24 protein-coding genes and 1 tRNA gene are annotated in these 26,063 nt (G+C 70.1%); 11 read left to right on the forward strand and 14 right to left on the reverse strand.

The genetic code is table 11. The features are described 5' to 3' along the window. Positions 1 to 18: 18 nt before the first annotated feature. The 6 genes from FVP77_RS10090 to FVP77_RS10115 form a co-directional block, all read right to left on the reverse strand. A complete protein-coding gene (locus FVP77_RS10090; protein WP_147894343.1) occupies positions 19 to 1,575 on the reverse strand; it encodes a polysaccharide deacetylase family protein in 1,557 nt (518 codons plus the stop codon). Next, on the reverse strand, positions 1,572 to 2,108 hold the full coding sequence (locus FVP77_RS10095) for a hypothetical protein (RefSeq protein WP_147894344.1): 537 nt from the start codon (positions 2,106 to 2,108) through the stop codon (positions 1,572 to 1,574). The genes FVP77_RS10090 and FVP77_RS10095 overlap by 4 nt, the downstream gene beginning before the upstream one ends. A gap of 113 nt (positions 2,109 to 2,221) precedes the next feature. Next, positions 2,222 to 2,662: a nitroreductase family deazaflavin-dependent oxidoreductase gene (locus FVP77_RS10100; RefSeq protein WP_147894345.1), complete on the reverse strand. Its 441-nt coding sequence runs from the start codon at positions 2,660 to 2,662 to the stop codon at positions 2,222 to 2,224. Between the two features lie 95 nt (positions 2,663 to 2,757). Then, positions 2,758 to 3,660, reverse strand: a complete 903-nt coding sequence (gene sucD / locus FVP77_RS10105) for a succinate--CoA ligase subunit alpha (protein WP_147894346.1) — start codon at positions 3,658 to 3,660, stop codon at positions 2,758 to 2,760. Positions 3,661 to 3,706: 46 nt separating this feature from the next. Continuing rightward, positions 3,707 to 4,870 (reverse strand): ADP-forming succinate--CoA ligase subunit beta, encoded by a 1,164-nt coding sequence (sucC, locus tag FVP77_RS10110; RefSeq protein WP_116645954.1) that lies wholly within the window; start codon positions 4,868 to 4,870, stop codon positions 3,707 to 3,709. Between the two features lie 315 nt (positions 4,871 to 5,185). After that, positions 5,186 to 6,724, reverse strand: coding sequence for an FAD-dependent oxidoreductase (locus FVP77_RS10115; protein WP_147894347.1), 1,539 nt, complete (start codon positions 6,722 to 6,724; stop codon positions 5,186 to 5,188). Positions 6,725 to 6,836: 112 nt separating this feature from the next. Between FVP77_RS10115 and FVP77_RS10120 the strand changes: the two genes are divergently transcribed. The 3 genes from FVP77_RS10120 to FVP77_RS10130 are packed head-to-tail and all read left to right on the forward strand — an operon-like array spanning position 6,837 to position 10,351. Beyond that, entirely contained in the window at positions 6,837 to 8,075 is a 1,239-nt protein-coding gene (locus FVP77_RS10120) for an acyl-CoA dehydrogenase family protein (RefSeq protein ID WP_147894348.1), read from the forward strand. A 52-nt stretch (positions 8,076 to 8,127) separates the two neighbouring features. Continuing rightward, positions 8,128 to 9,303 (forward strand): AI-2E family transporter, encoded by a 1,176-nt coding sequence (locus tag FVP77_RS10125; RefSeq protein ID WP_147894349.1) that lies wholly within the window; start codon positions 8,128 to 8,130, stop codon positions 9,301 to 9,303. A gap of 4 nt (positions 9,304 to 9,307) precedes the next feature. Beyond that, the gene (locus tag FVP77_RS10130) at positions 9,308 to 10,351 is read left to right on the forward strand and encodes an ATP-dependent DNA ligase (protein WP_246134039.1); all 1,044 of its coding nucleotides are present in this window, start codon (positions 9,308 to 9,310) and stop codon (positions 10,349 to 10,351) included. Here the strand turns inward: FVP77_RS10130 and FVP77_RS10135 are convergent. From FVP77_RS10135 to FVP77_RS10145, 3 genes are all read right to left on the reverse strand, one after another. Then, on the reverse strand, positions 10,324 to 10,713 hold the full coding sequence (locus FVP77_RS10135; protein WP_187266877.1) for an LPXTG cell wall anchor domain-containing protein: 390 nt from the start codon (positions 10,711 to 10,713) through the stop codon (positions 10,324 to 10,326). The two genes, FVP77_RS10130 and FVP77_RS10135, sit on opposite strands and share 28 nt — an antisense overlap. Before the next feature lie 154 nt (positions 10,714 to 10,867). Next, positions 10,868 to 11,896 carry a non-homologous end-joining DNA ligase gene (ligD, locus tag FVP77_RS10140; RefSeq protein ID WP_147894351.1) on the reverse strand — a complete coding sequence of 343 codons (1,029 nt, stop codon included), beginning with the start codon at positions 11,894 to 11,896 and terminating at the stop codon, positions 10,868 to 10,870. 59 nt (positions 11,897 to 11,955) lie between these two features. Continuing rightward, positions 11,956 to 12,978, reverse strand: a complete 1,023-nt coding sequence (locus FVP77_RS10145; protein ID WP_147894352.1) for an SseB family protein — start codon at positions 12,976 to 12,978, stop codon at positions 11,956 to 11,958. Between the two features lie 231 nt (positions 12,979 to 13,209). Between FVP77_RS10145 and FVP77_RS10150 the strand changes: the two genes are divergently transcribed. Continuing rightward, positions 13,210 to 13,572 carry a hypothetical protein gene (locus tag FVP77_RS10150; RefSeq protein ID WP_147894353.1) on the forward strand — a complete coding sequence of 121 codons (363 nt, stop codon included), beginning with the start codon at positions 13,210 to 13,212 and terminating at the stop codon, positions 13,570 to 13,572. Here FVP77_RS10150 and FVP77_RS10155 read toward each other — a convergent pair. Both FVP77_RS10155 and FVP77_RS10160 read right to left on the reverse strand, forming a co-directional pair. Continuing rightward, positions 13,569 to 16,016 carry an ATP-dependent helicase gene (locus tag FVP77_RS10155; RefSeq protein WP_147894354.1) on the reverse strand — a complete coding sequence of 816 codons (2,448 nt, stop codon included), beginning with the start codon at positions 16,014 to 16,016 and terminating at the stop codon, positions 13,569 to 13,571. The genes FVP77_RS10150 and FVP77_RS10155 overlap by 4 nt on opposite strands. 40 nt (positions 16,017 to 16,056) lie before the next feature. Next, the gene (locus FVP77_RS10160; RefSeq protein WP_147894355.1) at positions 16,057 to 16,932 is read right to left on the reverse strand and encodes a CHAD domain-containing protein; all 876 of its coding nucleotides are present in this window, start codon (positions 16,930 to 16,932) and stop codon (positions 16,057 to 16,059) included. A 130-nt stretch (positions 16,933 to 17,062) separates the two neighbouring features. On the opposite strand from FVP77_RS10160, the gene FVP77_RS10165 reads away from it, so the two are divergent. After that, positions 17,063 to 17,138 (forward strand) — tRNA-Met (locus FVP77_RS10165). Positions 17,139 to 17,302: 164 nt separating this feature from the next. Here the strand turns inward: FVP77_RS10165 and FVP77_RS10170 are convergent. Then, the gene (locus FVP77_RS10170) at positions 17,303 to 17,767 is read right to left on the reverse strand and encodes a MarR family winged helix-turn-helix transcriptional regulator (RefSeq protein WP_147894356.1); all 465 of its coding nucleotides are present in this window, start codon (positions 17,765 to 17,767) and stop codon (positions 17,303 to 17,305) included. Positions 17,768 to 17,953: 186 nt separating this feature from the next. Here FVP77_RS10170 and FVP77_RS10175 point away from each other — a divergent pair, with 186 nt between their 5' ends. From FVP77_RS10175 to FVP77_RS10190, 4 genes are read left to right on the forward strand one after another with little or no spacing between them, the layout of a single operon-like run. After that, positions 17,954 to 18,805: a MetQ/NlpA family ABC transporter substrate-binding protein gene (locus FVP77_RS10175; protein WP_147894357.1), complete on the forward strand. Its 852-nt coding sequence runs from the start codon at positions 17,954 to 17,956 to the stop codon at positions 18,803 to 18,805. After that, a complete protein-coding gene (locus FVP77_RS10180; RefSeq protein WP_222707705.1) occupies positions 18,802 to 19,833 on the forward strand; it encodes a methionine ABC transporter ATP-binding protein in 1,032 nt (343 codons plus the stop codon). The genes FVP77_RS10175 and FVP77_RS10180 overlap by 4 nt, the downstream gene beginning before the upstream one ends. Further along, a complete protein-coding gene (locus FVP77_RS10185) occupies positions 19,830 to 20,498 on the forward strand; it encodes a methionine ABC transporter permease (RefSeq protein ID WP_147894358.1) in 669 nt (222 codons plus the stop codon). The genes FVP77_RS10180 and FVP77_RS10185 overlap by 4 nt, the downstream gene beginning before the upstream one ends. Before the next feature lie 2 nt (positions 20,499 to 20,500). Next, positions 20,501 to 21,685: a pyridoxal phosphate-dependent aminotransferase gene (locus FVP77_RS10190; RefSeq protein WP_147894359.1), complete on the forward strand. Its 1,185-nt coding sequence runs from the start codon at positions 20,501 to 20,503 to the stop codon at positions 21,683 to 21,685. On the opposite strand, the gene FVP77_RS10195 is transcribed toward FVP77_RS10190, so the two are convergent. Further along, a complete protein-coding gene (locus FVP77_RS10195; protein ID WP_222707706.1) occupies positions 21,663 to 23,036 on the reverse strand; it encodes an FAD-binding oxidoreductase in 1,374 nt (457 codons plus the stop codon). The two genes, FVP77_RS10190 and FVP77_RS10195, sit on opposite strands and share 23 nt — an antisense overlap. A 131-nt stretch (positions 23,037 to 23,167) precedes the next feature. On the opposite strand from FVP77_RS10195, the gene FVP77_RS10200 reads away from it, so the two are divergent. Continuing rightward, positions 23,168 to 23,977, forward strand: coding sequence for a VOC family protein (locus tag FVP77_RS10200; protein WP_147894361.1), 810 nt, complete (start codon positions 23,168 to 23,170; stop codon positions 23,975 to 23,977). Here the strand turns inward: FVP77_RS10200 and FVP77_RS10205 are convergent. Beyond that, positions 23,956 to 24,972 carry a glycerophosphodiester phosphodiesterase family protein gene (locus FVP77_RS10205; RefSeq protein ID WP_147894362.1) on the reverse strand — a complete coding sequence of 339 codons (1,017 nt, stop codon included), beginning with the start codon at positions 24,970 to 24,972 and terminating at the stop codon, positions 23,956 to 23,958. The genes FVP77_RS10200 and FVP77_RS10205 overlap by 22 nt on opposite strands. Positions 24,973 to 25,104: 132 nt before the next feature. On the opposite strand from FVP77_RS10205, the gene FVP77_RS10210 reads away from it, so the two are divergent. Further along, the gene (locus FVP77_RS10210; RefSeq protein ID WP_222707707.1) at positions 25,105 to 26,004 is read left to right on the forward strand and encodes a Bax inhibitor-1/YccA family protein; all 900 of its coding nucleotides are present in this window, start codon (positions 25,105 to 25,107) and stop codon (positions 26,002 to 26,004) included. Positions 26,005 to 26,063 lie beyond the last annotated feature (59 nt).

Consider the following 26,063-nt stretch of genomic DNA (forward strand, 5'->3'; position numbering starts at 1 on the left):
GACGGGACACGCGCAGGCTCAGCGGCCGCTGCGCCAGGCGCCCGACGCAGGCGCCTGTCCGCCGAACAGCTGCGCGACGGTCACGAGGCTGAAGCCCCGGTCGCGCAGCCCGTCGTAGATCGCTCCGGCGGTGCGGGCGGTGTTCGGCTGGATGTCGTGCTGCAGCACGATCGATCCCGGCCGGGGCTGCTCGACGGCGCGATCGATCAGCACGTCGTCGGAGATTCCCTGCCAGTCCAACGTGTCGACATCCCAGAGGATCGCGGGAAGACCCGCCGCCGCAACGATCTCGGAGGTGTACTCGCCGTAGGGCGGACGGAACATCGTGATCCGCTCCCCCGTCTGCTTCTCGATCGCCCCGGTGGCGTCGCGGATCTGGCGAAGCGCCGCGTCGAGCGGGATGTCGGGAAGGTGCGGGTGGTTCCACGTGTGGTTCTCGGCGAGATGACCCTCCGCGACCATTCGACGCAGCACGTCGCCGTAGCGCGAGGCCTTGTCGCCCATCGTGAAGAACGTCGCGGCCGCACGGCGCGAGGCGAGCTCGTCGAGGATGCCAGGAGTGAAGTCGCTGGGTCCGTCGTCGTAGGTGAGCGCCACGCACGGAAAGAGGTCGCAGTCGACCGGGGTGCGCCCGGCGGGCGGCGCGGCGGGATTCTCGAAAGCGGCGCCCGCCTGCCCGGCCGCGACGAGCGTCGCACCCAGCGGTGTGACCAGGGTCGCCGCGGTCTGCGCGGGCACCTCGATCACGAGGGGCGACCCGGTCGGCGGCACATCGAGTGCCACGAGCTCGGGAGCGGTGAAACCGGGCGCGATCGTGATGACGAGCGACCCGCCCGCACCGGGGACGGTCGTCTCGAGCGAAGGGGCGAACCTCGCCAGACTCGACTCGTCGGCGGGCGCGACCGTGGCCAGGCTGAGCGCGCCTGCCTCGCGACGCAACAGCTCCACGATCTCGCCGTGGAGGCGGGCGGATGCTTCCGGATTCCAGAGTTCCGCGGCGGAGCCGACCGTGCCGGTGGTGACGTCGGCGTAGACGATGGTCGTCTCGTCCGATGCCACGCCGCTCGCGTCACCGGCGACGACCCTCACCCGCTCGCCGAGGATCGGTCCGGTCGCGGCGACGATGTCGCACGCGACGGCGACCCCGGTGCCGCCCACCGGTCCGAGGGCGGGATCGGCCAGGATCTCGGCGCCGGCCTTCAGGGTCGCTCCGCGCACGCACCCGCGTTCGCCGAGTCCGGCGCCGAGGGGGAACACTTCGGGAGCATAGGCTCTCCCGACCGCGGCGGCACGACCCTGGACGGCGTCGCGGACCATGCCGACGACCCGATCGTCGAACGCCCCGGAGCCGGGAAGCAGCGAGAACCGGGCCTGGAGACCGACGGTGTCGTTGCGGAGGCGTTCGCCGCTGAGTGCGCCGACGGTCGCGGGGTCGATGGGTTCGGGGGCTGTCGAAATGCGGATGTCGTGCTCCTCCCATCCGGGTGGGGTCCATTGCGGATCGCTCGCGACGGCGCACCCGCTCAGCAGGAGCGCGCTCACCGTGACGAGCGCGACCGAACGGCATCGCCTCACGATCCCACCCGCACACTCTCGATCAGGTCGGCGATGACCGGCCGGTAGGGAGCGAGCTCTTCCCGCGTTCCCGTGGCGACGATCCTCATGCTCGGTTCGGCCGCGCCCCGTCCCACCGCGAGAACGAGCGCGTCGTCGGTCTGCGCGTGGGCGGCGTCGAGGCCCGAGGCGAGCCGCTCGACGACCGCGTCGTCCCCACCCGACGCGTCGTCGGAGGCGACCGTCGGCTGCGCGGCGTCGGGCGAGATGGTGAAGGTCACGGCCAGCCCGCCGTCGGGCGAGCGCAGGACGAGCTCGCTCTCGCTTCCCCATGCCCGCTGCGACGCCCAGCCGGCGGGCACGACGACCGTCGCGCGTGCGCCCGCGTCGATGACCGTCTGCGGGTGCGCCTCGTCGAACACCTCGGTGAAGAGGTTGGGAAGAACGCGGGGGGCCAGGTATGCCCCGAGCGACAGCGCGGCGGCGACGACGAGGAGACCCGCACCGATGCCGACCGCCACCGACCGTGCACGTCGCGCCCGCTGTGCGGTCATGCCGAGTCCCCCGATCCGCCGCTCCAACCCGTGGAGCAGGGAAATTCTAGGGTTCGCCGATCTCCGATCGGTGCAGCGACGCCCGTCTGCGCGTCACCCGCGAGACCGGCGGATCAGTCGGTGACGGGCTCGAGCACGAACAGCGCGATCCGGCGATCGGTCTTCGCCTGGTACGCGTCGTAGTCGGGCCACACCGCGGTGGCCCGTGCCCACCACTCGGCGTACTCGTCGCCCTCGGCCTCGTGCGCGAGGTAGTCGCGGGTCACGGCGCCGTCCTGGAGCTCGACGTGCGCGTTCTTGACGAGGTTCCAGTACCAGGCGGGAGCCTTCGGAGCACCTCCCTGCGAGGCGACGACCGCGTAGCGGCCGTCGTGCTCGACGCGCATGAGGGCGGTCTTGCGCAGCGCTCCCGACTTCGCGCCCACGGTCGTCAGCACGATGATCGGCACACCGCGCAGCTCGGCGGCTTCGGCACCCCCGGTGGCTTCGAAGGTCTCGGCCTGGTTGCGGGCCCACTCGGACGTGCTGGGCAGATACTCCCCGGAAAGCGGCATGCTCCCCACCCTATGCCGCGACGCAGAAAGGGCGGATGCTGCGACCACGGCGCCTGCGCGCCGGTGTCGAAGCATCCGCCCCCTCTGGTGCGGCCTTACAGTGCGGCGATGATCTCGCGCATGAGCGTCGCGGTCTCGCTGGGCGTCTTGCCGACCTTGACCCCGGCGGCCTCGAGGGCCTCCTTCTTGGCCTGCGCGGTGCCCGCCGAGCCCGAGACGATGGCGCCGGCGTGACCCATGGTCTTGCCCTCGGGCGCGGTGAAACCGGCGACGTAGCCGACGACCGGCTTGGTGACGTTGGCCTTGATGAAGTCGGCTGCGCGCTCTTCGGCGTCGCCGCCGATCTCGCCGATCATGACGATGGCCTTGGTCTCGGGGTCGGCCTCGAACGCGGCGAGCGCGTCGATGTGCGTCGTGCCGATGATCGGGTCGCCGCCGATGCCGATGGCGGTCGAGAAGCCGAGGTCGCGCAGCTCGAACATCATCTGGTAGGTCAGCGTGCCCGACTTCGAGACGAGGCCGATCGGGCCCTTGCCCGTGATGTTGGCGGGGGTGATCCCGACGAGCGCCTCACCGGGCGTGATGATGCCCGGGCAGTTCGGACCGATGATGCGCGTGGTCTCGCCCTTCGACTTGGCGTAGGCCCATGCCTCGGCGCTGTCGCCGACGGGGACGCCCTCGGTGATGACGACGAGCAGCGGGATCTCGGCATCGATGGCCTCGATCATGGCGTCCTTCGTGAACGCCGGCGGCACGAACGCGATCGACACGTCGGCGCCCGTGGCCGCGATCGCCTCCGCGACCGAGGCGAACACGGGGAGCTCGACGTCGTTGCCGTCCTTGTCCTGGTGCGTGACGACGGTGCCCGCCTTGCGGGCGTTGACGCCGCCGACGACCTGGGTGCCGGCCTTCAGCATGAGGGCGGTGTGCTTGGTGCCCTCGCCGCCCGTGATGCCCTGGACGATGACCTTGGAATCCTTGTTGAGGTAGATCGACATTCTTTATGTCCTTCGAATCGGTCGCTGAGCTTGTCGAAGCGTCGGGTCAGGCGTTCGCCAGCTCGGCGGCCTTGTCGGCGCCCTCGTCCATACCGGCGGCGAGGGTCACGAGCGGGTGGTTGGCGGCGGCGAGGATCGCGCGACCCTCTTCGACCTGGTTGCCGTCGAGGCGCACGACGAGCGGCTTGGAGGCGGTGTCGCCGAGGATCTCGAGCGCCTTCACGATGCCGTCTGCGACCGCGACGCACGAGGTGATGCCGCCGAAGACGTTGACGAACACGCTCTTGACCTGCTCGTCGCCGAGGATGACGTCGAGCCCGGCGGCCATGATCGTCGCCGAGGCTCCGCCGCCGATGTCGAGGAAGTTCGCGGGCTTGACGCCGCCGTGCTTCTCACCGGCGTACGCCACGACGTCGAGGGTGGACATGACCAGCCCCGCGCCGTTGCCGATGATGCCGACCTGGCCGTCGAGCTTGACGTAGTTCAGGTCGTGGGCCTTGGCCTTGGCCTCGAGCGGGTCGGCGGCGTCCTTGTCCTCGAGCTCTTCGTGCTCGGGGTGGCGGAAGCCGGCGTTCTCGTCGAGCGAGACCTTGCCGTCGAGGGCGATGACGTCGCCCTCCTCCGAGAGGATCAGCGGGTTCACCTCGACCAGCGTGGCGTCTTCTCCGGTGTAGACGGCGTAGAGCTTGACGAAGACGTCGGCGACCTTCGGGGCGAGCTCATCGTCGAAACCGCCGGCCTTGGCGATCTCGAGCGCCTTCTCGGGGGTGATCCCCTCGATCGGGTCGACCTCGATGCGCGCGAGCGCCTCGGGCTTCTCGACCGCGAGCTGCTCGATCTCCATGCCGCCTTCGACGCTGGCGAGGCTCAGGTACGAGCGGTTCGCGCGGTCGAGCAGCACCGAGAAGTAGAACTCCTGGGCGATACGGGCGCCGGCGGCGACCATCACGCGCTTGACGACGTGGCCCTTGATGTCGAGACCGAGGATGGCCTGCGCCGCCTCGAAAGCCTCGTCGGGGGTCTTGGCGACCTTGACGCCGCCGGCCTTTCCGCGGCCGCCGGTCTTGACCTGCGCCTTGACGACGACGACGCCGCCCAGCTTCTCAGCCGCGGCTCTCACTTCTTCGGGGGTATCGGCGATGATGCCGGCAAGCACCGGCACCTCGTACTTTTCGAACAGATCGCGTGCCTGGTACTCGTACAGATCCACGGAGAATCCTTCGCTGGACGATGGGACGGGGGAGCCGGAAACATCTTGATGTCGAGATATATCGACCAGTCCCCCACCCTACTATCCCGACCTTGGAGGCCCGAATCCGCGGGTCCGCCCGAGCGCGGGCGGCGCAGGCGCCTCCGGTCCCGCGACGCAGTTCGGGCTGCGTCGCGGGACGGACGGAGCGGTACTCCACCCGTCAGGATTCCAGACCGCGGCCGCCCTGCCCAGAGCACGACGACTGCCTTGGCGTGACGTTGCGCGAACCTTGCGGCGGTGTTGAGGATCGGATGCTGCGCCCCGCCCGACGCGTCAGACCGACGTGGGCCGCGCCCCGTCGTCCAGGCGACGCAGGTCGGCGACGGCGGGCCCCTCGATGCGCGTGCCATCCGGGGCGAACCGGGAGGCGTGCAGCGGGCAGTCCCACGTGCATTCGAGATCGTTCCACGAGAGCACACCGCCGAGATGGGGGCAGACGGCGTCGACGGCTCGGGTGACTCCACCGGTCGTCGCGATCCCGACGGGCTTACCGGAGCGCTGGGCGACGATCCCCTCGCCGTCCCCCGGACGCGGCACGGGCACCGCGGTCGATTCGGCATCGACCCAGCCTCGGACGGCCTCCCGGGCCACCGACGCGTTCTCGACCGCGCCCTGAGCGAGATCGGCCGGCACCGTCATCCGCGTGCCGATCACCGTCATCCAGTGCGGGCGATCGCGGAGCTTCTCGCCGCGGAGCTCCGACACGAGGCGCATCGCCGCCGCCGGTCCGTTCGTCAGCCCCCACTTCGCGTACCCCGTCGCGAAGCTCACGCGCCCGAGCGAGCGCGGAAGGGTGCCGACGAACGGCACGAGGTTGTGCGAGCGGTAGTCCTGCGCCGACCACCGGTGGGTCTCCTCCGCGACCGGGAGGTGCCGCCGGGCCCAGGCGACGAGCTCCTCGACGAGGGCGAGCGCCGAGTCCTCGCGGCCGACGGGGTGCCCCGCTCCGCCGACGATCAGCTGCGGAGCATCGACGGGTCCGTCCCCCTGCCGCACGACGCGGATCGAGCGGGTCGGATCGTCGGTGGAGAGGTACATGCCGTCGAAGGCATCCCCGTCGAGGGCGAACGAGACGCACGACGATCGCAGCCCGCTCGTCTTGGCGAAGTAGAGCCCGCGGTCCATGATCGGCGTCGCCGTCGCGAGCACCACGCGATGCGCCGAGAGGTCCCCCGCATCGGTGTGCACCGTCGGTGTGCCGACCACACTCACCCTTCGCACCGGGGTGCGCGTATGGAGGCGACCGCCCTCCGCGACGAAAGCCGCGGCGAGCGCGCGGGCGAAGCGTGCGGGGTCCAGAGCGAGCTGATCGTCGAGCGCGATCGCCCGCGCGATCGGGAACGGCACCTGCGCCATCTCGTCGACGCCCACGACGCGCGTCTCGACTCCGGCCTCGGTGGCGGCCGCGTGCTCATCCTCGACCGCGCTCACCCCGCCCGCATCCTGCGCATAGGTGTAGGCCGTGCGCCGCGTCGAGGGGACGCCGAGCTCGCTCGCCGTATCGGCCACCCATTCCGCGCCGCGGCGGTTGGCCTCCGCATAGGCGCGCACGAGTCGAGCGGGATGATGCCGCCGCAGTTCGGAGAGGGTCGTTCCCTGGAGGAGCGAGACCTTGCCGGTATTCGACCCCGTGGCGAGTTCGGCGACGTCGCCCCTCTCGACGACGGCGACGTCGAATCCCGACCGCACGAGCATGAGAGCCGTCGACAGCCCCGTGATCCCCGCCCCCACCACGACGACGTCGTGCGAGGCGCCGGCGTCGAACGTCGTGCCGGTGGCGGGCTCCAGCCCGTGCTTCCACAGAGAGGTCATGGGCGTCAGTCAACGCCCGGCGGTGACCGGGCGCAGGCGGCTTGACACGACACCTCGACGAGGTGGTGACAACCCGCCCGCATCGGGCGCTCGACCGTCTAGCGTGGTTCGCATGAGCGACGCTGCTACTTCACACCTCCCCGGCGAGGCCGTCTCGCGCTACGACCTCACCGGTCGACGCGGCACCGACTACTACGCGGTCTTCGCCGACGTGGCCGATGCCGACCTCGACGCGTGGAAGAACGCGCAGACGCTCATCGACGAGGTCGGGGCGCGCATGCAGGGGGCCTGGGATGCCGCGGAGTTCCCCATCGACCTCCTCCCCCGCATGGGCGAGCTCGGGTTGTTCGCCGACGGCATCGACGACCCCGATCTGCCCGCGTCGTCGCCCCTCGCGGCGGGCCTGGTGAACATGGAGGTCTCGCGCGGCGACGGCTCGCTCGGCACGATCGTGGCCGTGCAGGGCGGACTCGCCCTGCGCACCCTCGCGCTCTACGGCTCGCCGGAGCAGCGCGAGCGATGGCTGCAGCCGCTCTTCCGCGGAGACGTGCTCGGGGCCTTCGCGCTCACCGAACCCGACCACGGGTCGGACTCCGTCTCGCTCGAGACGGTCGCACGCCGCGACGGCGACGAATGGGTGCTGCGCGGCACGAAGAAGTGGATCGGCAACGGAGCCTCGGGCGGCGTCACCTTCGTGTGGGCGCGCGTCGACGACCCCGACGCCGCCGAGCACGGCTCGGTGCGATGCTTCCTCGTCGAGCAGTCGCTCCCCGGGTACACCGGCACCGTCATCCCCGGCAAGGCGTCGCTGCGAGCGATCCACCAGGCGCACATCGCTCTCGACGACGTGCGGCTGCCACTGAGCGCGGTACTGCCCGGCACGAAGAGCTTCAAGGATGCCTCAACCGTGCTCTTCGCCACTCGTTCGGGAGTCGCCTGGTCGGCGCTCGGTCACGCGACCGCCTGCTACGAGGCCGCCCTGTCGTACGCGACCCAGCGCGTGCAGTTCGGCAAGCCCCTGGCGAAGTTCCAGCTCATCCAGGAACGTCTGACGCAGATGCTCGACGACCTCACCGGCATGCAGCTGTTCTGTCGACGGCTGGCCGACCTCGAAGCATCCGGGGGACTTCGTCCCACGCAGGCGTCCCTGGCGAAGTACCACAACACCCGCGCCGCCCGTCGGGTCGCGTCGACGGCGCGCGACCTGCTCGGCGGCAATGGCATCCTGCTCGAGAACGGCGTGATGCAGCACATGGCCGACATCGAGGCGATCCACACCTACGAGGGCACGGAGAGCGTGCAGGCGCTGCTGCTCGGTCGCGACATCACGGGAATGAGCGCGTTCGTATAGCGCACCATCGCAACCCCGGGTGCGCACGGGAGCGACCGGCTACCTTCGGAGCATGAGCCTGTTCCGTCGCGCGTCCGTGCACAAGGATGCCGTGGCATCCGCCATCGAGCACACAGAAGACACCCCGCCCCGTTCGCTGTGGGCCGATGGCTTCGGACGACTCGCCCTGCGCGGGGTGCAGATCATCGTGCTCGTCATCGTCGTCGCCGGTCTCATCTGGGGCATCCAGCAGGTGACGCTGGTCGTGATCCCGCTCATCCTCGCGCTGATCTTCGCCTCGGCGTTCGGTCCGTTCACGATGTGGATGCGGCGCAAGGGCGTGCCGTCGCTGATCGCGACCCTGCTCACCCTGCTCGCCGTCGTCGCGGTGCTGACGGGGCTGGGCTGGCTGGTCGTCCGCGCCGTCATCGACCAGTGGGACGACCTCTACTCGCAGGCGCAGGACGGCTTCTCGCAGGCGCTCGACTGGTACCACACGCTGCCGTTCGCCATCTCTCCCGAGCAGATCGACAGCGCGATGTCGGCGATCACCGACTTCGTCACGAGCGCGCAGTTCGGCACGGGGGCACTGGCGGGCGTCAGCGCGATCGCCTCCTTCGTCACCGGTTTCGTGCTGCTGATCGTGATCCTCTTCTTCTTCCTCAAGGACGGACCCCGGATGTGGGAGTTCGTGCTGCGCCCCTTCCGCGGCGCCCACTACGACCGTGCACGCCGCGTCGGCGACAAGACGGTCACGGTCCTCGGCTCCTACGTGCGCGGCACCGCCTCTGTCGCGGCGGTCGACGCCATCGGCATCTTCATCGGCCTCCTCATCCTCCAGGTGCCGCTGGCGCTCCCCCTCGCGGTGCTGGTGTTCCTCCTCGCCTTCATCCCGATCGTGGGCGCGGTCTCCGCCGGCGTGCTGGCAGCGCTCGTCGCTCTCGTGGCGAACGGGCCGGTCAACGCGCTCTTCGTCGTCGGGGTTGTGGTACTCGTCAACCAGCTCGAGGGGAACTTCCTCCAGCCGGTGCTGATGGGCCGCTCGATGAAGCTGCACTCGTTCGTCGTGCTCGTCGTGCTCGCCGGCGGTACCGCGATCGGCGGAATCCTCGGAACTCTGCTCGCCGTACCGCTGACCGCGGTCGCCTGGGGCATCGTGTCGGTCTGGAACGGCGAGGACGAACCGGCCGAGTGGGCACGGCGCAAGAAGCGCCGGTCTCCCGTCCCGCTCTCAGGCGGCGAGGGGTGAGGTCGTGCCGTACGACATCCCGGCGCCCATGCTGGCGAAGTCCGTGCCCCAGGTGCCCGAACAGGCCAAGGTCGACGGCGGTCTGAGCTACGAGCCCAAGTGGGACGGGTTCCGCGCCCTGGTGTCGTGGGACGGCGCCGACGTAGAGATCGGCAGCCGCGGCGCGAAGCCCCTCACCCGGTACTTCCCAGAGCTGGTGGAGGCCTTCACCCGTCTTCTTCCGGAGCCCTGCCTCATCGACGGCGAGATCGTCGTGGCACGGGGCGAACCGGGTGCGCAGCGCCTCGATTGGGAGTCGCTGTCGCAGCGCATCCACCCCGCCGCGTCCCGCGTGGCGATGCTCGCCGAGGAGACGCCGGCGATGTTCATCGCGTTCGATCTGCTCGCGCGCGGCGCGCGCGACCTGCGGAACGAGCCGTTCTCGGTGCGTCGCGCCGAGCTCGTCGATCTGCTCGTCGGGCTCCCCCACCCGGTGCACGTGACACGCACGTCGGACGACCCCGATGTCGCGCGACGCTGGCTCGCGGAATTCGAGGGCGCGGGGCTCGACGGCGTCGTCGCGAAGCCGCTCGCGCAGCCCTACGCCCCGAACAAGCGCACGATGTTCAAGATCAAGCACGCGCGCACCGCGGACGTCGTCGCTCTCGGGTACCGCATCCACAAGTCCGGCCAGGGCGTCGGGTCGCTCCTCGTCGGGCTCTACACCGCCGAGGGCACTCTCATGGGGGTGGGCGGTGTGGCCGCGTGGAGCAACGAGCGACGGCTCTCACTCATCGACGAGCTCGCCCCGTACGTCGAGCGCGACGACGCGGGAGACGCTGTCACCGGAGAGACCGACCGGTCGCGCTTCTCGGCGTCGAAGGACGTGTCGTTCGTGAGGCTACGGCCCGAACGGGTGCTGGAGGTCAGGTACGACCAGCTCGAGGGATACCGCTTCCGTCACACGGTGCAGTTCGAACGGTGGCGCGACGACCGCGAAGCACGGTCGTGCACCTACGAGCAGCTCGAGACGGTCTCGGCTTACGACCTGGGCGACGTGCTCGACTGACGCGAACGCGCCGCGCCTCGGATCGTGAGGCCGACCGCGGTGACCGCGCCGCCGGCGACCAGGAGCCAGAACACTCCCTCGCCGCCGGTCGCGGGCAGCTGACCCGACGCGCCGTTGCCCGACGAGCCGTTGCCCGGCCCGGTCGTCGAGCTCGACGACGGCTGCGGCCACGGGGTCGGATCGATCGTCGCCGTGGGCGACGGGGTCGGGGTCGCGGTGCGCTCGGGGATCTCGACGACGAGGGTCATCGAGTCACCGTCGGCGGGCTGGGCGAAAGCCGCGCCCGCCGGCAGCAGGAGAGCGCCCGCGACCACTGCTCCCGCGACGATGCCGACCGTTCTGCGTCCGTTCGACGTTCGCACCCTGATTCTCCGATTCCCGGCCGCCCTTGGCCGTTCGACGCTGTCGGCGTTTTGTCGCCTCTCCCCACGATATCGTGATCGACCCGCGACATGCGACATCGGATCCACCCATCGCGGCGTCGCCGGTCCCACGCCGGGCGCGCACCGGGATTGCTCAGGACGCATCGGGCTTGCGGGCGCGGGAGGGCTGCACGCGGGGCGGCTCCCCCGGCATCTTGGGGAACTCGGGCGGAAACGGCAGCTCGCCGAGGCCGGCGGCCAGATCGCGCTCCCACCACTCCAGCAGCACCCCGATCCGGCCACGCCGATCGAGGATCCCCCGCCAGGGGTCGCCGACGTCGGCCAATCGCTGCGGGACGGTCCGCACGGTGAAGGCGTGCGGATCCACGTCGTCGAGCTCGTCCCACGTCACCGGCGTGGAGACCGTGGCCGTCGGGAGCGCGCGCGGAGAGTAGGCGCCGGCCATGGTGCGATCGCGGTTCGCCTGGTTGAAGTCGACGAAGATCCGCTCTCCGCGCTCCTCCTTCCACCAGTTGGTCGTCACCCGATCGGGCATTCGCCGCTCGAGCTCGCGCGCCGCCGCGATCACCGCGTGCCGCACGTCGAGGAACTCGTGGGTCGGTTCGATCGGGCAGAACACGTGCAGTCCGCGGTTGCCGCTGGTCTTGATCCACGGTTCGAGCCCGGCGTCATGGAGCACCTCGCGCAGTCCATGGGCAGCCACGACGGCCTCGGCGAACCCGGTGCCGGGCTGGGGGTCGAGGTCGATGCGCAGTTCGACCGGTCTGTCGGTGTCGTCGGCGAGCGACGCCCACGGATGGAAGACGACCGTGTTCATCTGCGCGGCCCACACCGCCGAGGCGATCTCGGTGAGGACGAGTTGCGGATGCGTGCGTCCGCTGTTGTAGGTGACGGTCACCGCTTCGACGTAGTCGGGCGCGCCCTTCGGCGGGTTCTTCGAGAAGAAGCTCTCGCCCTCGACGCCGTCGGGGAACCTCTCCAACGACACCGGCCGGTTGCCGTTCGCCGCGAGGAACGGCTCCGCCACGGCGACGAAGTACTCCGCGAGCTCGCGCTTGGTGATCCCCGCCTCCGGCCAGAGCACGCGGTCGGGGCTGGACAGCCCCACCTCCCGGTCGCCATCGGGGCCTGGAACGGTGAGGGTGATGCGCGCAGACGCCATCCTCCGACACTAGGGCGGGGCGCAGCATCCGTCACCCCTGCGGGCGTCGGACGAGTCGGCTACGAGGAGGCGTCGGCGAGGAGGGCGGTCAGCTCTGCGCGGGGCACGCGGATCCACGGACCGCCCGGGTCGACGATCACGCCGGTGAGTCCGGTATCGGCGGCGAGGGCTTTGCCGAGCTGATCGGCCGTCACCGGCAGGGCCTGGTCGCCGCGACCGAGGCTGAGCACTTCGAGCGGGTGGGAGAACACCTCGAGGTAGCGGTCGCCGTCGGCCGTGCGCGATTCGGCGATGCCGACGGGCCCGCCCTCCTCGGTGCGCCGGACGGCGATCCACAGGGGCGCTTCGGTCAGCGCGGCGGCGATCGCGGGCGCCGTCTCGTCGGTGCGAGGGCTGGCGAGGAGGGTCTTGATCGTCAGCGCGGCGTGCGCCTCGTCGACTGCCCGCTGAAGGAGAGGCTTCGGAAGCACGGCGCGGGCGGAACCCGAAGACGGATCGATGACGATGCCCTCGTAGGGTCCGTCGAGCACGTGGCGCAGCACCGTGAGAACCGGTTGCGCCATCGCGGAGGTGTCGGTGTCGCCGTCGGCCGTGACGCTTGCCTGGAGAGCGGTTCCGGAGCTGTAGACGAGGACGTGCTGCTTCTCACCGCGCCGGGTCACCGCGAGCGGAAGACCGCGGCCCTCTGCGAGCAGCACCCTCGCGTCGCCCTTGACCCGCAGATAGAGGTGCCCCTGGAGCAGCTGCCGCGCGACGTTCATGAGCGTGGTCGGCGTGGGCGGGTCGGGCAGCGCGGCCAGAGCATCGCGCAGGAGCACGTTGTCGTACACGCCCGGGAGCGACTCGTTCGGCGCGGGGGCCTCGGCGGGCACCGTGCGGGCCTGGGGTCGCGGGTCGGGGGCAGGAGCGGGCGGCTGGGATGCGCCCACACCCTGGAACGTGGACAGCGAGATGCCGACCGATGCCGCGGGATCGCTCGCCGGCTCGACCGGCGGGGCCACGGCGTCGGCGACGCCCCCTTCGTCGGGGACCTCGGGGGCGGCCGGACGGTCGGAGTTCTTTCGACGCGAGAAGAGAGCCATCCGTTTCAGCCTAACCCGAGGCTCCGTCGACGCACGGTGCGGGCCGCACGGTTGCGCCCGTGACGGCCTCGCTTCCTCGCGACGACGCGACCGGCGGTAGCATGTACACATGCGTATGCGAGCCCCGGTCGGCGAGCACGCGATGTCGGAACCCCACGCTTTACTGGGCGGAGAGGTCGTGCCCACCTCACCCAGCGATGACGGACGTCGAATGGCGAGAGGGGAGCCCCGATGAGCGACGACGAGGTTCGGCGCAGACCCGAGAGCCGCGGCTCGTCCTGCCCCTTCGACTGGTGCACGACGCGACACGGCCAGACGACGCACGAGGCCGACGAAGACCACCGCAGCGGCGGGCGCTCGCTCACCCTGACACTGCGCGACGAACGCGACGGCGCCGCGATATCGACCGCGGAGGTCGAGGTCGGCCTCCTCCGCCGGCGCAGCGACACCCGCACCTGGCTGGTGATCGAGGACGGTCGCGACATCCGGGTGCACATCACCGCGGAGAGCGTCCACGACCTTCTGGATGCCGTGCTGGCCGATCCCGCCGTGGCGGACGAACTCGGCATTCCCACCGGGGACGGCGAGCGCTAGATCTTCGCGATCGGGGCGATCTTGATGAGGAGCTTCTTGGCGCCGACCGTGTCGAACCTCACGTGCGCGACGCGCTTCGCGCCCTCGCCCGTCACGGCGTCGACGCGGCCCTCGCCGAAGTCGTCGTGCCGGATGCGGTCACCCGATGCGAGCACGAGGTCGCCGTTGTCGCGAACCTTCGCGGGGATGCGATTGGGGAACTTGTCGATCGCCGTCGACTTCGGCGCCAGATCGTCGCCGTAGCGCTTCGAGCCCCAGCTGCCGGAGTCGGAGCCGCCCGATGGACGGGCGTTGAGAGCGCGGGAGCGAGAGCCGCCGCGCGAGTTCACATCACCGGGCGATTGGCGCCAGTCGATGAGCTCCGACGGAACCTCCTGCAGGAACCGGCTGGGCATGGCCACCGTGACCTCGCCGAACTGTGCGCGGGTCATCGCCAGTGAGAGGTAGAGGCGCTTGCGGGCACGCGTGATGCCGACGTAGAACAGCCGACGTTCTTCCGCCGGCCCCCCGGGCTCGTTCGCCGAGATGCGGTGCGGGATGAGGTCTTCTTCTACGCCGGTGAGGAAGACCGCGTCGAACTCGAGGCCCTTCGCCGTGTGGAGGGTCATGAGCGACACCGACCCCGATGCATCGTCGAGGTCGTCGGCGTCGGCGACCAGCGCCACCTCGCTGAGGAAGTCGATGACCGTTCCCTCGGGGTTGTTGCGCGCGAATTCGCGTGTCACGGCGACGAGCTCGTCGAGGTTCTCGAGGCGGGCTTCGTCTTGCGGGTCGCGACTGCGCCGCAGTGCGTCGAAGTAGCCCGACTTGTTGAGCAGCAGGGTCAGCCCCTCGGCGACGGCCGTGGGGGGCGCGAGCTCGCCCGTGGAGGGCAGCATGATCGCCGTCGCCTCCGCGAGGATGGCGTCGAGCTGCGCGATAGCCGCCTGCAGCTTGGGTCCGACGCCCAGAGCGGAGGAGTTCGCGAGAGCGTCGCGGAAGGTGATCTGCTGGTCGGCCGCGTACCGCGCGATCGACGTCTCCGTCACGTCGCCGATGCCGCGCCGCGGACGATTCAGGATGCGGCGGAGCGCCATCTCGTCGGCGGGGTTCGCCACCGCGACCAGGTAGGCGAGGGCGTCCTTGATCTCGGCGCGCTCGTAGAACTTCGTGCCGCCCATGATCTTGTAGGGCACCGCCGAGCGGATGAAGATCTCCTCCAGCGCACGGGACTGCGAGTTCGTGCGGTAGAACACGGCCATCTGCGAGTAGTCGACACCCGTCTTGTGCAGCGACTCGATCTCGTCGGCGACGAACTGGGCTTCGTCGTGCTGCGAGTACCCGGTGAAGCCGATGATCGGTTCACCGGCGCCCACGTCGGTCCAGAGGCGCTTCTCTTTGCGGTCGAAGTTGTTGCTGATGACGGCGTTCGCCGCCGACAGGATGTTCTGCGTCGAGCGGTAGTTCTGCTCGAGGAGCACGACCTTCGCACCGGGATAGTCGCGTTCGAACTCGGTGATGTTGCGGATGTCGGCGCCGCGGAACGCGTAGATCGACTGATCGGAGTCACCGACCACCGTGAGCGACGCGGCATCTTCGCCGACGGGCTCCGGCTCGAAGATCATCATGCCGCCGCTCGAGGCGACCGGCGCAGCATCCGACCCGATCGGCCGGGTCAGTTCGTGGATGAGTGCGTACTGCGCGTGGTTGGTGTCTTGGTACTCGTCGACGAGGATGTGCCGGAAACGCCGACGGTACTGGTCGGCCACGTGCGGGAACGCACGGAAGAGGTAGACCGTCTGCCCGATGAGATCGTCGAAGTCGAAGGCGTTGGCCTTCTGCAGCTCACGCTGGTACGCGCCGAAGATCTCGACGAAGACCCGCTCGACGGGGTCGCTCATGTTCGCCTGGCGCGCGTACGACTCTGCGTCGGCGAGCTCGTTCTTGAGCTTCGAGATGCGGCTCTGCGTGCCCGCCGGCGTCAGGCCGAACGCGTCGCCCTCGTGCTCTTTGACGAGCCGCTTGATGAGCGCGCGGGAGTCGCCGGAGTCGTAGATCGTGAACGACTTCGTGAACCCGAACTGCTGGGCCTCGCGGCGGAGGATGCGCACGCACGCGGAGTGGAACGTGGAGATCCACATGCCCTCGGCGCGGTCGCCGATCAGCGAGCGCACCCGCTCGCGCATCTCGCCCGCGGCCTTGTTGGTGAACGTGATGGCGAGGATCTGGCTCGGCCAGGCCTCACGGCTGCGCAGCAGCGACGCGATGCGGCGGGTCAGGACGCTCGTCTTGCCCGAACCCGCACCGGCCACGATCAGCAGCGCGGGGCCGCGATACGTGACGGCCTCGAGCTGTGGCGGGTTGAGTCCGGCGAGCAGGTCGTCGTCGGAGCGCGAGGCGTGATCGGCCTTGTCGAAGCGCCCGGTGACGCTGCCGACGATGAGGGGCGTGGATGCGTCGGTCATGTCCCGTCAAGTGTAGGCGCGGGCTCCGACACCCGCCTCGTCAGTCGAGCAGCTGCGACGCCGTCCGCACCCTGCGGAGCGCGCGGTCGAGTTGCCCCCGCCGCGTGTCCGCACGCTCGATCGCCGAGGCGATCAGCCGGTCGTAACCCTCCGTCGCCTCCCCCGCCCTCCCGGCGCGCACCCTCGCACGCTCGAAGCGTGCGGCCAGCGCGACCGCGTCGCGGTGATCGCCCAGCACGTCGTGCAGGCGCGAGCCGGCTTTGGCCATCGACGCCGCCGCGTCGGCGAGCGCCACGGGTCCGGCCTCACCGATGGCCTCGGCGGCGTAGCGCAGGCGCCGCCCCTCCTTGCGCACGTCGTGCAGGCGGTCCATCGACCCGTCCCGTCGCTTCGCGGCCTTCCGCACGCGTCGCACTTCGCGTCGCAGCACCGCCGTGAGAGCCTGGGTCGCCTCGGCGCCGGCCCCGACGAGCGGCGGATCGGCCGCGAACGCGTGCAGCTCCCGCATCCGCCCCTTCGCACGCGGCTGCTCGCTCAGCACCACCAGGCGGGCGTGGAGCCGGGCGTAGTCGGCCAGCGGCTCGTCGACGAGCCGGCGTCTCATGGCGTCGTCGTCGATGTCGGCGTCGGCCAGAGCCGTGGCGGCTTCGGCGGCCAGAACCTCCGCGTCGCGGACGGTGCCGAGCTGGCTTCCCCACTCGCGCAGCTGCACACGCAGACGTGCCGAACGCGGGTCGTCGAGGTGGTCGCGGAGCAGCGACAGGATGCTGCGCAGCCGCCGCACCCGTGTGCGGAGGGCGTGCACGCCGTCGGGTTCATCGGCGAGAGCCGCCGCCTCGGCGTCGAGGACGGCACCCGCCGCTCCGTGGATCATCGAACGGGCCACGTCGCCCAGGGACTCGTGCGGTGGAACCATCCGCACACCCTATTGCCGGCTCCCGCGCGCTCCCGGGGAGCGACGCCCGCACATGTGACGACTCAGGGGGAAATCATCGGTCACAGACCTCGACCCGGGTGCGAGCGGCGTTCTAACGTGGAACCGTCATCGCGGCGATCCGGGCGGTCCCGGGCATCGGTTCATACCCGATTGCGTGGCGGGTTCGACTCCCGCCGTCGCGTCCACTCCTGCTCTCGGCGCAGCATCCGTTCCCGGCGTAGGACATGGCGGGAGCGTAGGACGCCTCGGCGCGAATCGTCCTACGTCGGCGCCATCTCCTACGTCCGCGACCGGGCCGGGCGGTCTGCCCCAGCGTTTCGCCGCCCGAGTGAGAACCCTGGGCTGCCGGTCACCCCGCAGGGGTCTCCCCGACTGCGAATTCGCGATGCGCGGTCGCGACCGCCTCGAGGAACTCCGCGATCACGCCCTGTTGCTGCGGCGTGAACGAAGCACCGACCTCCTCGACACGGCGCTCGAGGGGCGACAACTCCGTCGAGACGAGCTCGCGGGCGGCGTCCGTGGGGACCAAACGAAAACGGCGCCCGTCGACCTCGTCGCGGCGCCGCTCCATCCGTCCGGATCGGACCAGTCGATCGATGATCTCGGTCGCGGAGGATCGGGTCACCCCGAGGCGAACGCTGAGCTCGGCCGGCCCGATCGGAGCGGCCGCGAGCACGATGTGCTCGATCGCCGCGGCATCGGTGGTCGAGAGTTCCATCCGTCGGGCGGTGGCGAAACCGGCCTGCACTGTCGCGTCGTGCAACTCCCGGAGGAGCGACGCGAAAGCGGATCGCTGAGCGTCCGCGGAATGCATGTAGTTAATATACAGCTTTGCTAGTAGTTAGATTTCCGAACTAGTTTCGACTCCCACCCGCCGCGACTGTTGCCGACTGTGACGCACCGAATCCCGCCGTGACGCGAGTGCTGGCTAGCGTGACCCGAAGCACCTGGAGAGTTCCACATCCGGACCCCTGCGACGTTCTCAGCAAAAGAGGCCCCCATGAAGCTTTTCCGTCCCGCGCTCGTCAGCGCACTCACCGCCGTCGTCCTCGTCTCCACTGCGGCGTGCAGCGGCGGTTCGACCGCGACGTCGGGCGATGCCGCCGACGGCGCCGAGAAGACCAGCATCAAGATCGGCTTCAACCCCGGCCCGTACCTCGACATGTTCCAGGGCGGCATCCTCCCGATCCTCGAGTCCGAGGGCTACTCGGTCGAGACCGTCGACTTCACCGACGGCATCGTGGTGAACGTGGCCGTCTCGCAGGGCGAGATCGACGCGAACATCATGCAGCATCCGGTCTACCTCGACTTCGTGAACGCCCAGGAGGGCATCACGAACGCCCCGCTCGTGCAGGTGCCCACCCCGCGGATGGGTCTGTTCGGTGGAAAGAAGTCGTCGCTCGACGACGTGGCCGACGGTTCGACCGTGACCGTGCCGAACTCGCCGTCGAACATGTACCGCGGGCTCCTCATCCTGCGTGACGCGGGCTGGATCGACTTCGACGACGTCGACGATCCCAACACGGCCGACCTGTCGATCATCACGTCGAACCCCTACAACCTGAACATCACGCCCATCGAGAACGCGCAGCAGGTTCCGGCGCTGCAGGACGTCGACTACGCGACGATCCAGGGCAACTTCATCGTCTCGGGCGGCCTCGACTACGGCGAGGCCCTCGCCGTGGAGGATCAGCCCGTCTTCTTCTCGAACGTGGTCGCCGTGCGCGAAGACGACGTCGACTCCGACTGGGCGCAGGCGATCAAGGCGGCCTACGAGTCGCCCGAGTTCATCGACTACATCACGTCCGACCCGCAGTACGACGGCTACCAGCTGCCGTCCTGGTTCGAGTGAGTTCTCCCGACGAAGGGCGCATCGTCTTCGAGAACGTCACGAAGACGTTCGGAGCGAAGGATGCGGCGACCGCCGCCCTGCGCGACGTGTCGCTCGAGGTGTCGCCCGGATCGATCTTCGGAGTCATCGGGTACAGCGGTGCCGGAAAATCCACGCTGATCCGAACGGTGAACGGCCTCGAGCAGCCCACGAGCGGGCGCGTGATGGTCGAGGGCGTCGACATGGGCGCGCTGCGCGGGCGCGCCCTGCGCACCGCCCAGCGCCGCACGGGCATGATCTTCCAGCAGTTCAACCTGCTCGAGACCGTGCGCGTGCGAGACAACGTCGCCCTCCCCCTGCGGCTCGACGGGGTCGCGCCCGCGGCCGCCCGCGCCCGCGCCGAGGAGGTGCTCGACTTCGTCGGCCTCGGCGCGAAGGCGGGGAGCTTCGCCTCAGAGCTCTCCGGCGGTCAGAAGCAGCGGGTCGGCATCGCGCGCGCCCTCGTGCGCAACCCCCGCATCCTCCTCTCCGACGAGGCGACGAGCGCGCTCGACCCCACCACGACCGTGCAGATCATCGAGCTGCTGCGCAGTATCAACCGCGAGTACGGCACGACGATCCTCGTCGTCACCCACGAGATGGACGTGATCAAGGACCTCGCCGACGAGGTCGCCGTCATGGCGGACGGCGCGGTCGTCGAGCACGGGTCGGTGCTCGACGTGTTCGTGCATCCTCGCGCGTCGATCACCCGCGACTTCGTCACGACCGTCGTGCCGCAGGGCCTTCCCGACCGCGTCGTCGCCCACGTGGGCGGCGACAACCTCTGGCGTCTGCTGCTGCTCGACGAGCAGGTCGCCGAACCGCTCGTGTCGCACATGATCACCGACCTCGGCGTCACGGTGAACATGCTCCACGCCGATATGACCGAGGTGGGCACGCACACGATCGGTCAGATGATCGTGAAGGTCGACGGCCCACCCGATCGGGTGCAGTCCGCGCGCGCCTACCTCACGTCCCGAGTCGTCAGCCTCGAGGAGGTCGTGGCATGAACGGCGATCGCTGGACCCTCATCACCCCCGACATCTTCCTGAAGGCGATCGGCGAGACGCTGCAGATGCTGGGGTTCGCCCTCGTCTTCGGCTCGATCCTCGGTGTCGCCATCGGTACTTTCCTCGCGCTCACGAGACCCGGCGGCATCCTGCAGAACCGGCCGGTGAACATCGTGCTGGGCGTCTTCGTGAACATCGCCCGCTCACTGCCGTTCATCGTGCTGCTCGTCGCGATCCTCCCCTTCACCCGTCTTCTCGTCGGCACGAGCATCGGGGTGTGGGCCGCGATCGTGCCACTGACGGTCATGATCGCGCCCTACATCGGGCGCCTGGTCGAGAACTCGTTGCTCGAGGTGCCGCAGGGCGTCATCGAGGCCGCGCGCTCGATGGGCGCCTCGCCGTGGCAGATCTTCCGACGCTTCCTCCTCCCCGAAGCGCGCAGCTCACTCATCCTGGCGATCACGATCGCCACGGTCGGACTCATCGACGCCACGGCGATGGCGGGTACGGTCGGAGCCGGCGGTATCGGAGACCTGGCGCTGTCGTACGGGTACCAGCGGTACGACGGGTTCGCGATGGTGCTCACGTGCGTCACGCTCATCGTGCTGGTGCAGGGCATTCAGATGACGGGCTCCGCGATCGCTCGTCGGTACCGGCGGCGGTGACGGTGGTCGACTTCTCTGCCGCGCAGCGGGTGCGCGCACTGCCCCCGAACTTCTGGGGCGCCATGGATCGCGAGATCGCGCGCCTGCGGTCGGAGCCCGGCCCGCCGGTGATCGATGTGTCGAAGGGCAACCCCGATCTCCCGACGCCGGAGCACATCGTGGCCGCCATGCAGCGCGCCGTCGCCGACCCCGTGAACCACCGCTACCCGTCGTCGATCGGGCGGCCCGGGGTGCGTCGGGCAGTCGCGAAACGGTATCGCGACGACCACGGCGTCGAGATCGACCCCGACGCGCAGGTCGCGATCTTCCACGGCTCGCACGAGGCCATCATGGCCTCGATCATCGCCCTCGCCGATCCGGGCACGAACGTCGTGCTGCCCGACCCCGGCTACCCGCTGTATCTCTCCGCCGCCGACCTCGCCGAGGCGTCCGTCGTCTCGCTGCCCCTCGACGCGCCGTCGTTCCAGCCGCGGTTCGAGGCACTCGACGCCGTGCGCGAGGCGAGCGTGCTCGTGTTGAACTACCCGAACAATCCGACCGGGGCTCTCGCGACTCCCGAGACGATGGAGGGGGCACTCGCGTTCGCGCGTCGGACGGGGGCGGCGTTCGTCCACGACTTCGCCTACTCGTCCCTCGGCTTCGCCGGCCGCCGTCCGCTCTCGGCCCTGGAGTTCGATCGCGGGCTCGACGTCACCGTAGAGCTCCAGACGCTGTCCAAGACGTACAGCATGGCCGGGTGGCGGTTCGGCTTCGCCGCGGGCAACACCTCCGTCATCGACGCGATGGCGCGCTACCAGGCGCACGCGTTCAGCACGATGTTCGGCGCCACGCAGGTCGCGGCCACGGCCGCCCTCGACGGCGACCAGAGCGCCGCCGCCGACCTCGTCGGCGTCTACCAACGGCGTCGCGACCTCGTGGTCGCGGGACTGCGCGCCGCCGGGTGGGAGGTCTTCGAGCCCGAGGGCACCTTCTTCGTCTGGGTGCGGGTACCCGGTGGGGCGGATGCTGCGGACTTCGCCCGCAGGCTCCGGGAGGAGCAGCGCGTGGCGGTCGCGCCCGGCGACGGCTTCGGCGAGCGCGGACGCGGCTTCTTCCGCATCGGACTCGTCCACGATGACGCGACGCTGGCCGAGTTGGTCGAGCGCCTCACGGCGTTCGGCGCGGTCAGAGCTTCCGCCCGGGGTTGAGGATCCCCCTCGGGTCGAACACGCTCTTGACGGCTCGTTGCAGTTCGCGGATCCGCGGCGGCACTTCGCCGTCCACCGCATGGAGCTTCACGGAGCCGATGCCGTGCTCGCCGGCGACCGTCCCCCCGAGTCGCTGAGCCAACACGAGGAGCTCGTGCTCGGCCTCGCGCGCCCGCGCGGTCTCGTCGGCATCGCCCGGGTCGAACACGACCGTCGGATGCAGATTGCCGTCGCCCACGTGCCCGGCGAGGCTGATCTCCACTCCGAGGCGCAGCCGCAGCTCCACCACGGCGTCGGCGAGCACGGGCAGCTGCGACCGGGGCACCGCGAGGTCGCCGTGCGTCGCACCGCCTCGAACGGCGACGAGAGCCGGGCTCAGCGCGCGACGGGCGGCGAAGAGATGATCGAGCTGCTCCGGATCATCGGCGCGCGTCGCGGCCTGTGCGCCGTGCGCGAGGAACGCGGCTTCGAAGCCGTCGAGATCTTCGGCGCTGCCGATCACTTCGTCTGTGACGGCCAGCAGCCACGCCTGCGCACTGTCGGGGATGCCGAGTTCGGGACGAACGAGACGGATGCCGCGCAACGCCACCTCGTCGAGGAACTCGAGCGTCGACGGCAACCGGGAGCCCGACGCGATGACGTTCGCCGCTGCGAAGGCCGAGGCCGCGTCGCGGAAGATCGCCGACACGCCCCTGCTCGGGCCCGGCGCGGGGCGCAGCGCGAGGGTCGCCTCCGTGATCACGCCGAGCGTTCCCTCCGACCCCACGAAGAGACTCGTGAGGTCGAGACCGGCGACGCCCTTGACGGTCTCGGCCCGGGTGCGCACGATCTCTCCGTCGGCGAGCACCGCTTCGAGGCTGCGCACCGCGTCGCGGGTCACCCCGTACTTGACGCACCGCATGCCGCCCGCGTTGGTGGCGATCGTGCCGCCGATCGAGGCCCACTCGGCCGAGGCGGGGTCGGGCGGGTAGAAGAGCCCCACCGCCGCTGCCGCGCGCTGCAGGTCGGCGACGACGACTCCCGGCTGTACGACGGCGATGCGGTCGACCGGGTCGATCCGCACGATGCGGTCGAGCGCGCCGAGATCGAGGAGCACGGCACCGTCGATCGCCGCCGCTGCTCCGACGAGGCCCGACCGCGCACCCTGCGGGACGACGGGCACGCCCGCGTCGTTCGCAGCGCGGAGAACGGCGGAGACCTCGCGTGTCGAGCGCGGTCGTACCAGCACCGCGGCAACCGGCGCCGTCGTGCGCGACGCGTCGAACGCATGCTCCGCCACGACCGGCGGGTCGTCGATCACCGCCCCGTCGGAGAGGAGGTCACGGAGCGTCTTGACGAAAGCGGTGGCCACCGCTCCACCGTACGGATGCCCGGGGCACTGCGTCGCGCCGTACGTCACCGCCCGACACACGCGTCGGCCCATCGACGCCTTCCCCGTGTCGGCGGCCTGGCGTACCGTGCGGGGTATCGGAAGGAGCGCTCATGACGAACGACCGCATCTACCCCGAGGGAGTGCCCTGCTGGGTCGACCTCGCGCAGCCCGACACCACGGCAGCACGCGCCTTCTACGGCGGCCTGTTCGGTTGGGAGTTCACCGAGGCGATGCCGCCGGGCGCCCCCGGCTCCTACCTCATCGCGACGCTGGACGGGAAGGATGCGGCGGCCCTCACTCCCGGCGACGGCACCGACGGCTGGATGAGCTACATCGCCTGCGGCGATGCCGACGCCGCCGCGGCTTCGGTCGAGGAGGCGGGCGGCAGCATCCTCTCCGCGCCCGAAGACGCTGGGCCCGGCGGGCGCAGCGCGACGTGCGCCGACCCGCAGGGCGCGGTCTTCCGGCTCTGGCAGGCCCGACGGCGACTCGGCGCGCAGATCGTGAACGTGCCGGGAGCGTGGAACTTCAGCGACCTCCACACCCCCGAGCCGACGGCCGCTCTGCGGTTCTATGGCGAGGTGTTCGGGTGGGCCGTCGACGAGACACTCGGCGCCGGCATGATCCGTGTGCCCGGGTACGGTGACCACCTCGCCGCGACGGTCGACCCCGGCATCCACGAACGCCAGGAGTTCGCTCCGGAGGGCTTCGCCGACGTCGTCGCAGGCCTCACGCGCGCGGACGACGCGCGGTGGTGGATCCGCTTCACCGTCGATGATCGTGACGACGCCGCCGCGCGTGCGGAGTCGCTCGGCGGTGTGATCCGCTCGTCGGCGCAGACCGACTGGACCCGCGAGGCCGTCATCGAAGACCCGCAGGGTGCGCGGTTCATCGTGAGTCAGCTGGTCGTCCCCGACTGACCCCCGCGGAAGAAGGTAGCCGCGAGGTCGGTGTGGTCGGCGAAGACACCGTCGGGCTCGGCATCACGGATCACCGTCCACTCCGCCTCGTATCGCCCGAACGCGCCGTCGCCCCCCTCCGCCCGGAACTCCGGCAGGAGGAACGCGTTCTCGGGGCGGCAGGTCCACGTGAAGACGCGCAGTCCTCGATCGTGCGCATCCGCGGCGACGCGGCTGGGCCCCGTCGCGCGGCCTGCTGCATCGGGCGCCAGGATCATGCGCTTGTCGACGCTGATCCCGTCGAACCGGCCCCCGAGCGCGTCCAACCCGGCGGGCGCCGCCGTCTGCGCGTACGTCGGCGCGTCCGCGCCGAGAGCGTCGACGAGGTCGTACGGACGACCGTCGGCGGCCAGCAGATAGATGTACTCCGCGACGAGACCCCGGTCGCGGAGGGCCGTCAGCACGGTCGACTCGAACGACTCGACCACGAGCGGAACGTCGTCGCCGATGCCGTGGAGTTCGTCGAATACCAGACGGTCGAGCCGGTACCCGAGTCGACCGAGAGCGGTCGCGTGCTTGATCTCGACGACCAGTCCGACCGGTCTCCCCCGCTCCAGGCCGGCGCGACGCACGAGGTCGACGAGGTCGCTCAGCCGCAGCATCGGCTCGGGGTCGTCGTAGGCCGCGCTCCCGGGGCGCAACGCCGGCAGCCGCTCGCGGCACCGGAGGGTGTCGAGCTCCGCCCACGTGAAGTCCTCGGCGAACCAGCCGGTGAGCATCTCCCCGTCGATCTCCTTGGTCGTCCGACGCGACGCGAAGGCCGCATGCTGCGATACGTCGGTCGTGGCCCCGATCTCGCGGTCGTGCCGCACCACGAGCACGCCGTCGCGCGACACGACGACGTCGGGCTCGACCGCGTCGGCCCCCATCGCGATCGCCAGCTCGTACGACGATGCGGTGTGCTCGGGGCGGTAGCCCGGGGCGCCCCGGTGCCCGATGACGAGGGGTGCGATCACGCCTTCACGTTAGTGGCCGACCCGCTCATGGTGTCCTCACAGCAGCACCCCGCGACTCCGGGGAGGGCGTCGGCTAGTGTTGATCTACAGCACGGTGCTGTAGATCAACCCCGATTTTGGAGTGTGAGAGCAGTGGCCCTCAACAACCCGGCCTTCAACAACCCGGCGTTCCAGGACCCGCGCGCCGTTCAGACCTACCCCGGTGGCTCGCAGGCTGCGCGCCTGGGCAACGGTCAGACGCAGTATGCGCCGCCCCCCGCCGCCACCAACGCCGAGCTCGAGGGCAAGTTCGCCGCGCCCTCGGCCGGTGCCCAGCAGACCGACCGGATGACGTACGAGGACACCGTCTACAAGACGATCGCCCTCTTCGCGGTCATGCTCGTCGTCGCCGTCGGCGGATGGATCTGGACGATGTCCAGTGTCACGCCGACCAACCCCGAGCCCAACGTCGCCCCGTGGCTCATCGGCGCCCTCGGCGGCTTCGTGCTCGCCATGGTCAACATCTTCAAGAAGCAGCCCTCGGCTCCGCTGATCATGGCGTACGCCGCCTTCCAGGGTCTGTTCGTCGGCGGCATCTCGGCGTACTTCGAGTTCATGATGCCGGGCATCGTCGTCCAGGCGACCCTCGCGACCGTGTCGGTCGTGGGCGTCACGCTGGCTCTCTTCGCCAGCGGCAAGATCCGTGCGTCGAAGCGGGCCACGAAGATCTTCATGATCGCGATGATCGGCTACCTGGTCTTCAGCCTGCTGAACGTCGGCCTCATGCTCTTCGGTGTACTGCCCGCCGACCAGATGTTCGGTCTGCGCTCCGCGACCATCGCGGGCATTCCGATCGGCCTCATCCTCGGTGTGCTCGTGGTCATCATGGCCGCCTACTCGCTGGTGCTGGACTTCGACCAGATCCAGCAGGGTGTGCGCAACGGCGCCCCGCGCAAGCTCGCGTGGAAGGCTGCTTTCGGCATCATGGTCACGGTCATCTGGCTCTACGTCGAGATCCTGCGCATGATCGCGATCATCCGCGGCAGCAACTAGTCACCGCTCGCACGAAGGGGTCGTCCGTTCCGGACGGCCCCTTCGTCGTTCCCGCCCGC

This window comes from Microbacterium hatanonis (assembly GCF_008017415.1).
Classification (GTDB): Bacteria; Actinomycetota; Actinomycetes; order Actinomycetales; family Microbacteriaceae; genus Microbacterium; species Microbacterium hatanonis.

Bases quoted from the DNA above. Each gene is read 5' to 3' on its own strand.
- FVP77_RS10095 (WP_147894344.1), bottom strand. From the start codon at position 2,108: ATGACCGCACAGCGGGCGCGACGTGCACGGTCGGTGGCGGTCGGCATC.
- FVP77_RS10100 (WP_147894345.1), bottom strand. From the start codon at position 2,662: ATGCCGCTTTCCGGGGAGTATCTGCCCAGCACGTCCGAGTGGGCCCGC.
- sucD (WP_147894346.1), bottom strand. From the start codon at position 3,660: ATGTCGATCTACCTCAACAAGGATTCCAAGGTCATCGTCCAGGGCATC.
- FVP77_RS10115 (WP_147894347.1), bottom strand. From the start codon at position 6,724: ATGACCTCTCTGTGGAAGCACGGGCTGGAGCCCGCCACCGGCACGACG.
- FVP77_RS10120 (WP_147894348.1), top strand. From the start codon at position 6,837: ATGAGCGACGCTGCTACTTCACACCTCCCCGGCGAGGCCGTCTCGCGC.
- FVP77_RS10125 (WP_147894349.1), top strand. From the start codon at position 8,128: ATGAGCCTGTTCCGTCGCGCGTCCGTGCACAAGGATGCCGTGGCATCC.
- ligD (WP_147894351.1), bottom strand. From the start codon at position 11,896: ATGGCGTCTGCGCGCATCACCCTCACCGTTCCAGGCCCCGATGGCGAC.
- FVP77_RS10145 (WP_147894352.1), bottom strand. From the start codon at position 12,978: ATGGCTCTCTTCTCGCGTCGAAAGAACTCCGACCGTCCGGCCGCCCCC.
- FVP77_RS10150 (WP_147894353.1), top strand. From the start codon at position 13,210: ATGAGCGACGACGAGGTTCGGCGCAGACCCGAGAGCCGCGGCTCGTCC.
- FVP77_RS10155 (WP_147894354.1), bottom strand. From the start codon at position 16,016: ATGACCGACGCATCCACGCCCCTCATCGTCGGCAGCGTCACCGGGCGC.
- FVP77_RS10160 (WP_147894355.1), bottom strand. From the start codon at position 16,932: ATGGTTCCACCGCACGAGTCCCTGGGCGACGTGGCCCGTTCGATGATC.
- FVP77_RS10170 (WP_147894356.1), bottom strand. From the start codon at position 17,767: ATGCATTCCGCGGACGCTCAGCGATCCGCTTTCGCGTCGCTCCTCCGG.
- FVP77_RS10175 (WP_147894357.1), top strand. From the start codon at position 17,954: ATGAAGCTTTTCCGTCCCGCGCTCGTCAGCGCACTCACCGCCGTCGTC.
- FVP77_RS10185 (WP_147894358.1), top strand. From the start codon at position 19,830: ATGAACGGCGATCGCTGGACCCTCATCACCCCCGACATCTTCCTGAAG.
- FVP77_RS10200 (WP_147894361.1), top strand. From the start codon at position 23,168: ATGACGAACGACCGCATCTACCCCGAGGGAGTGCCCTGCTGGGTCGAC.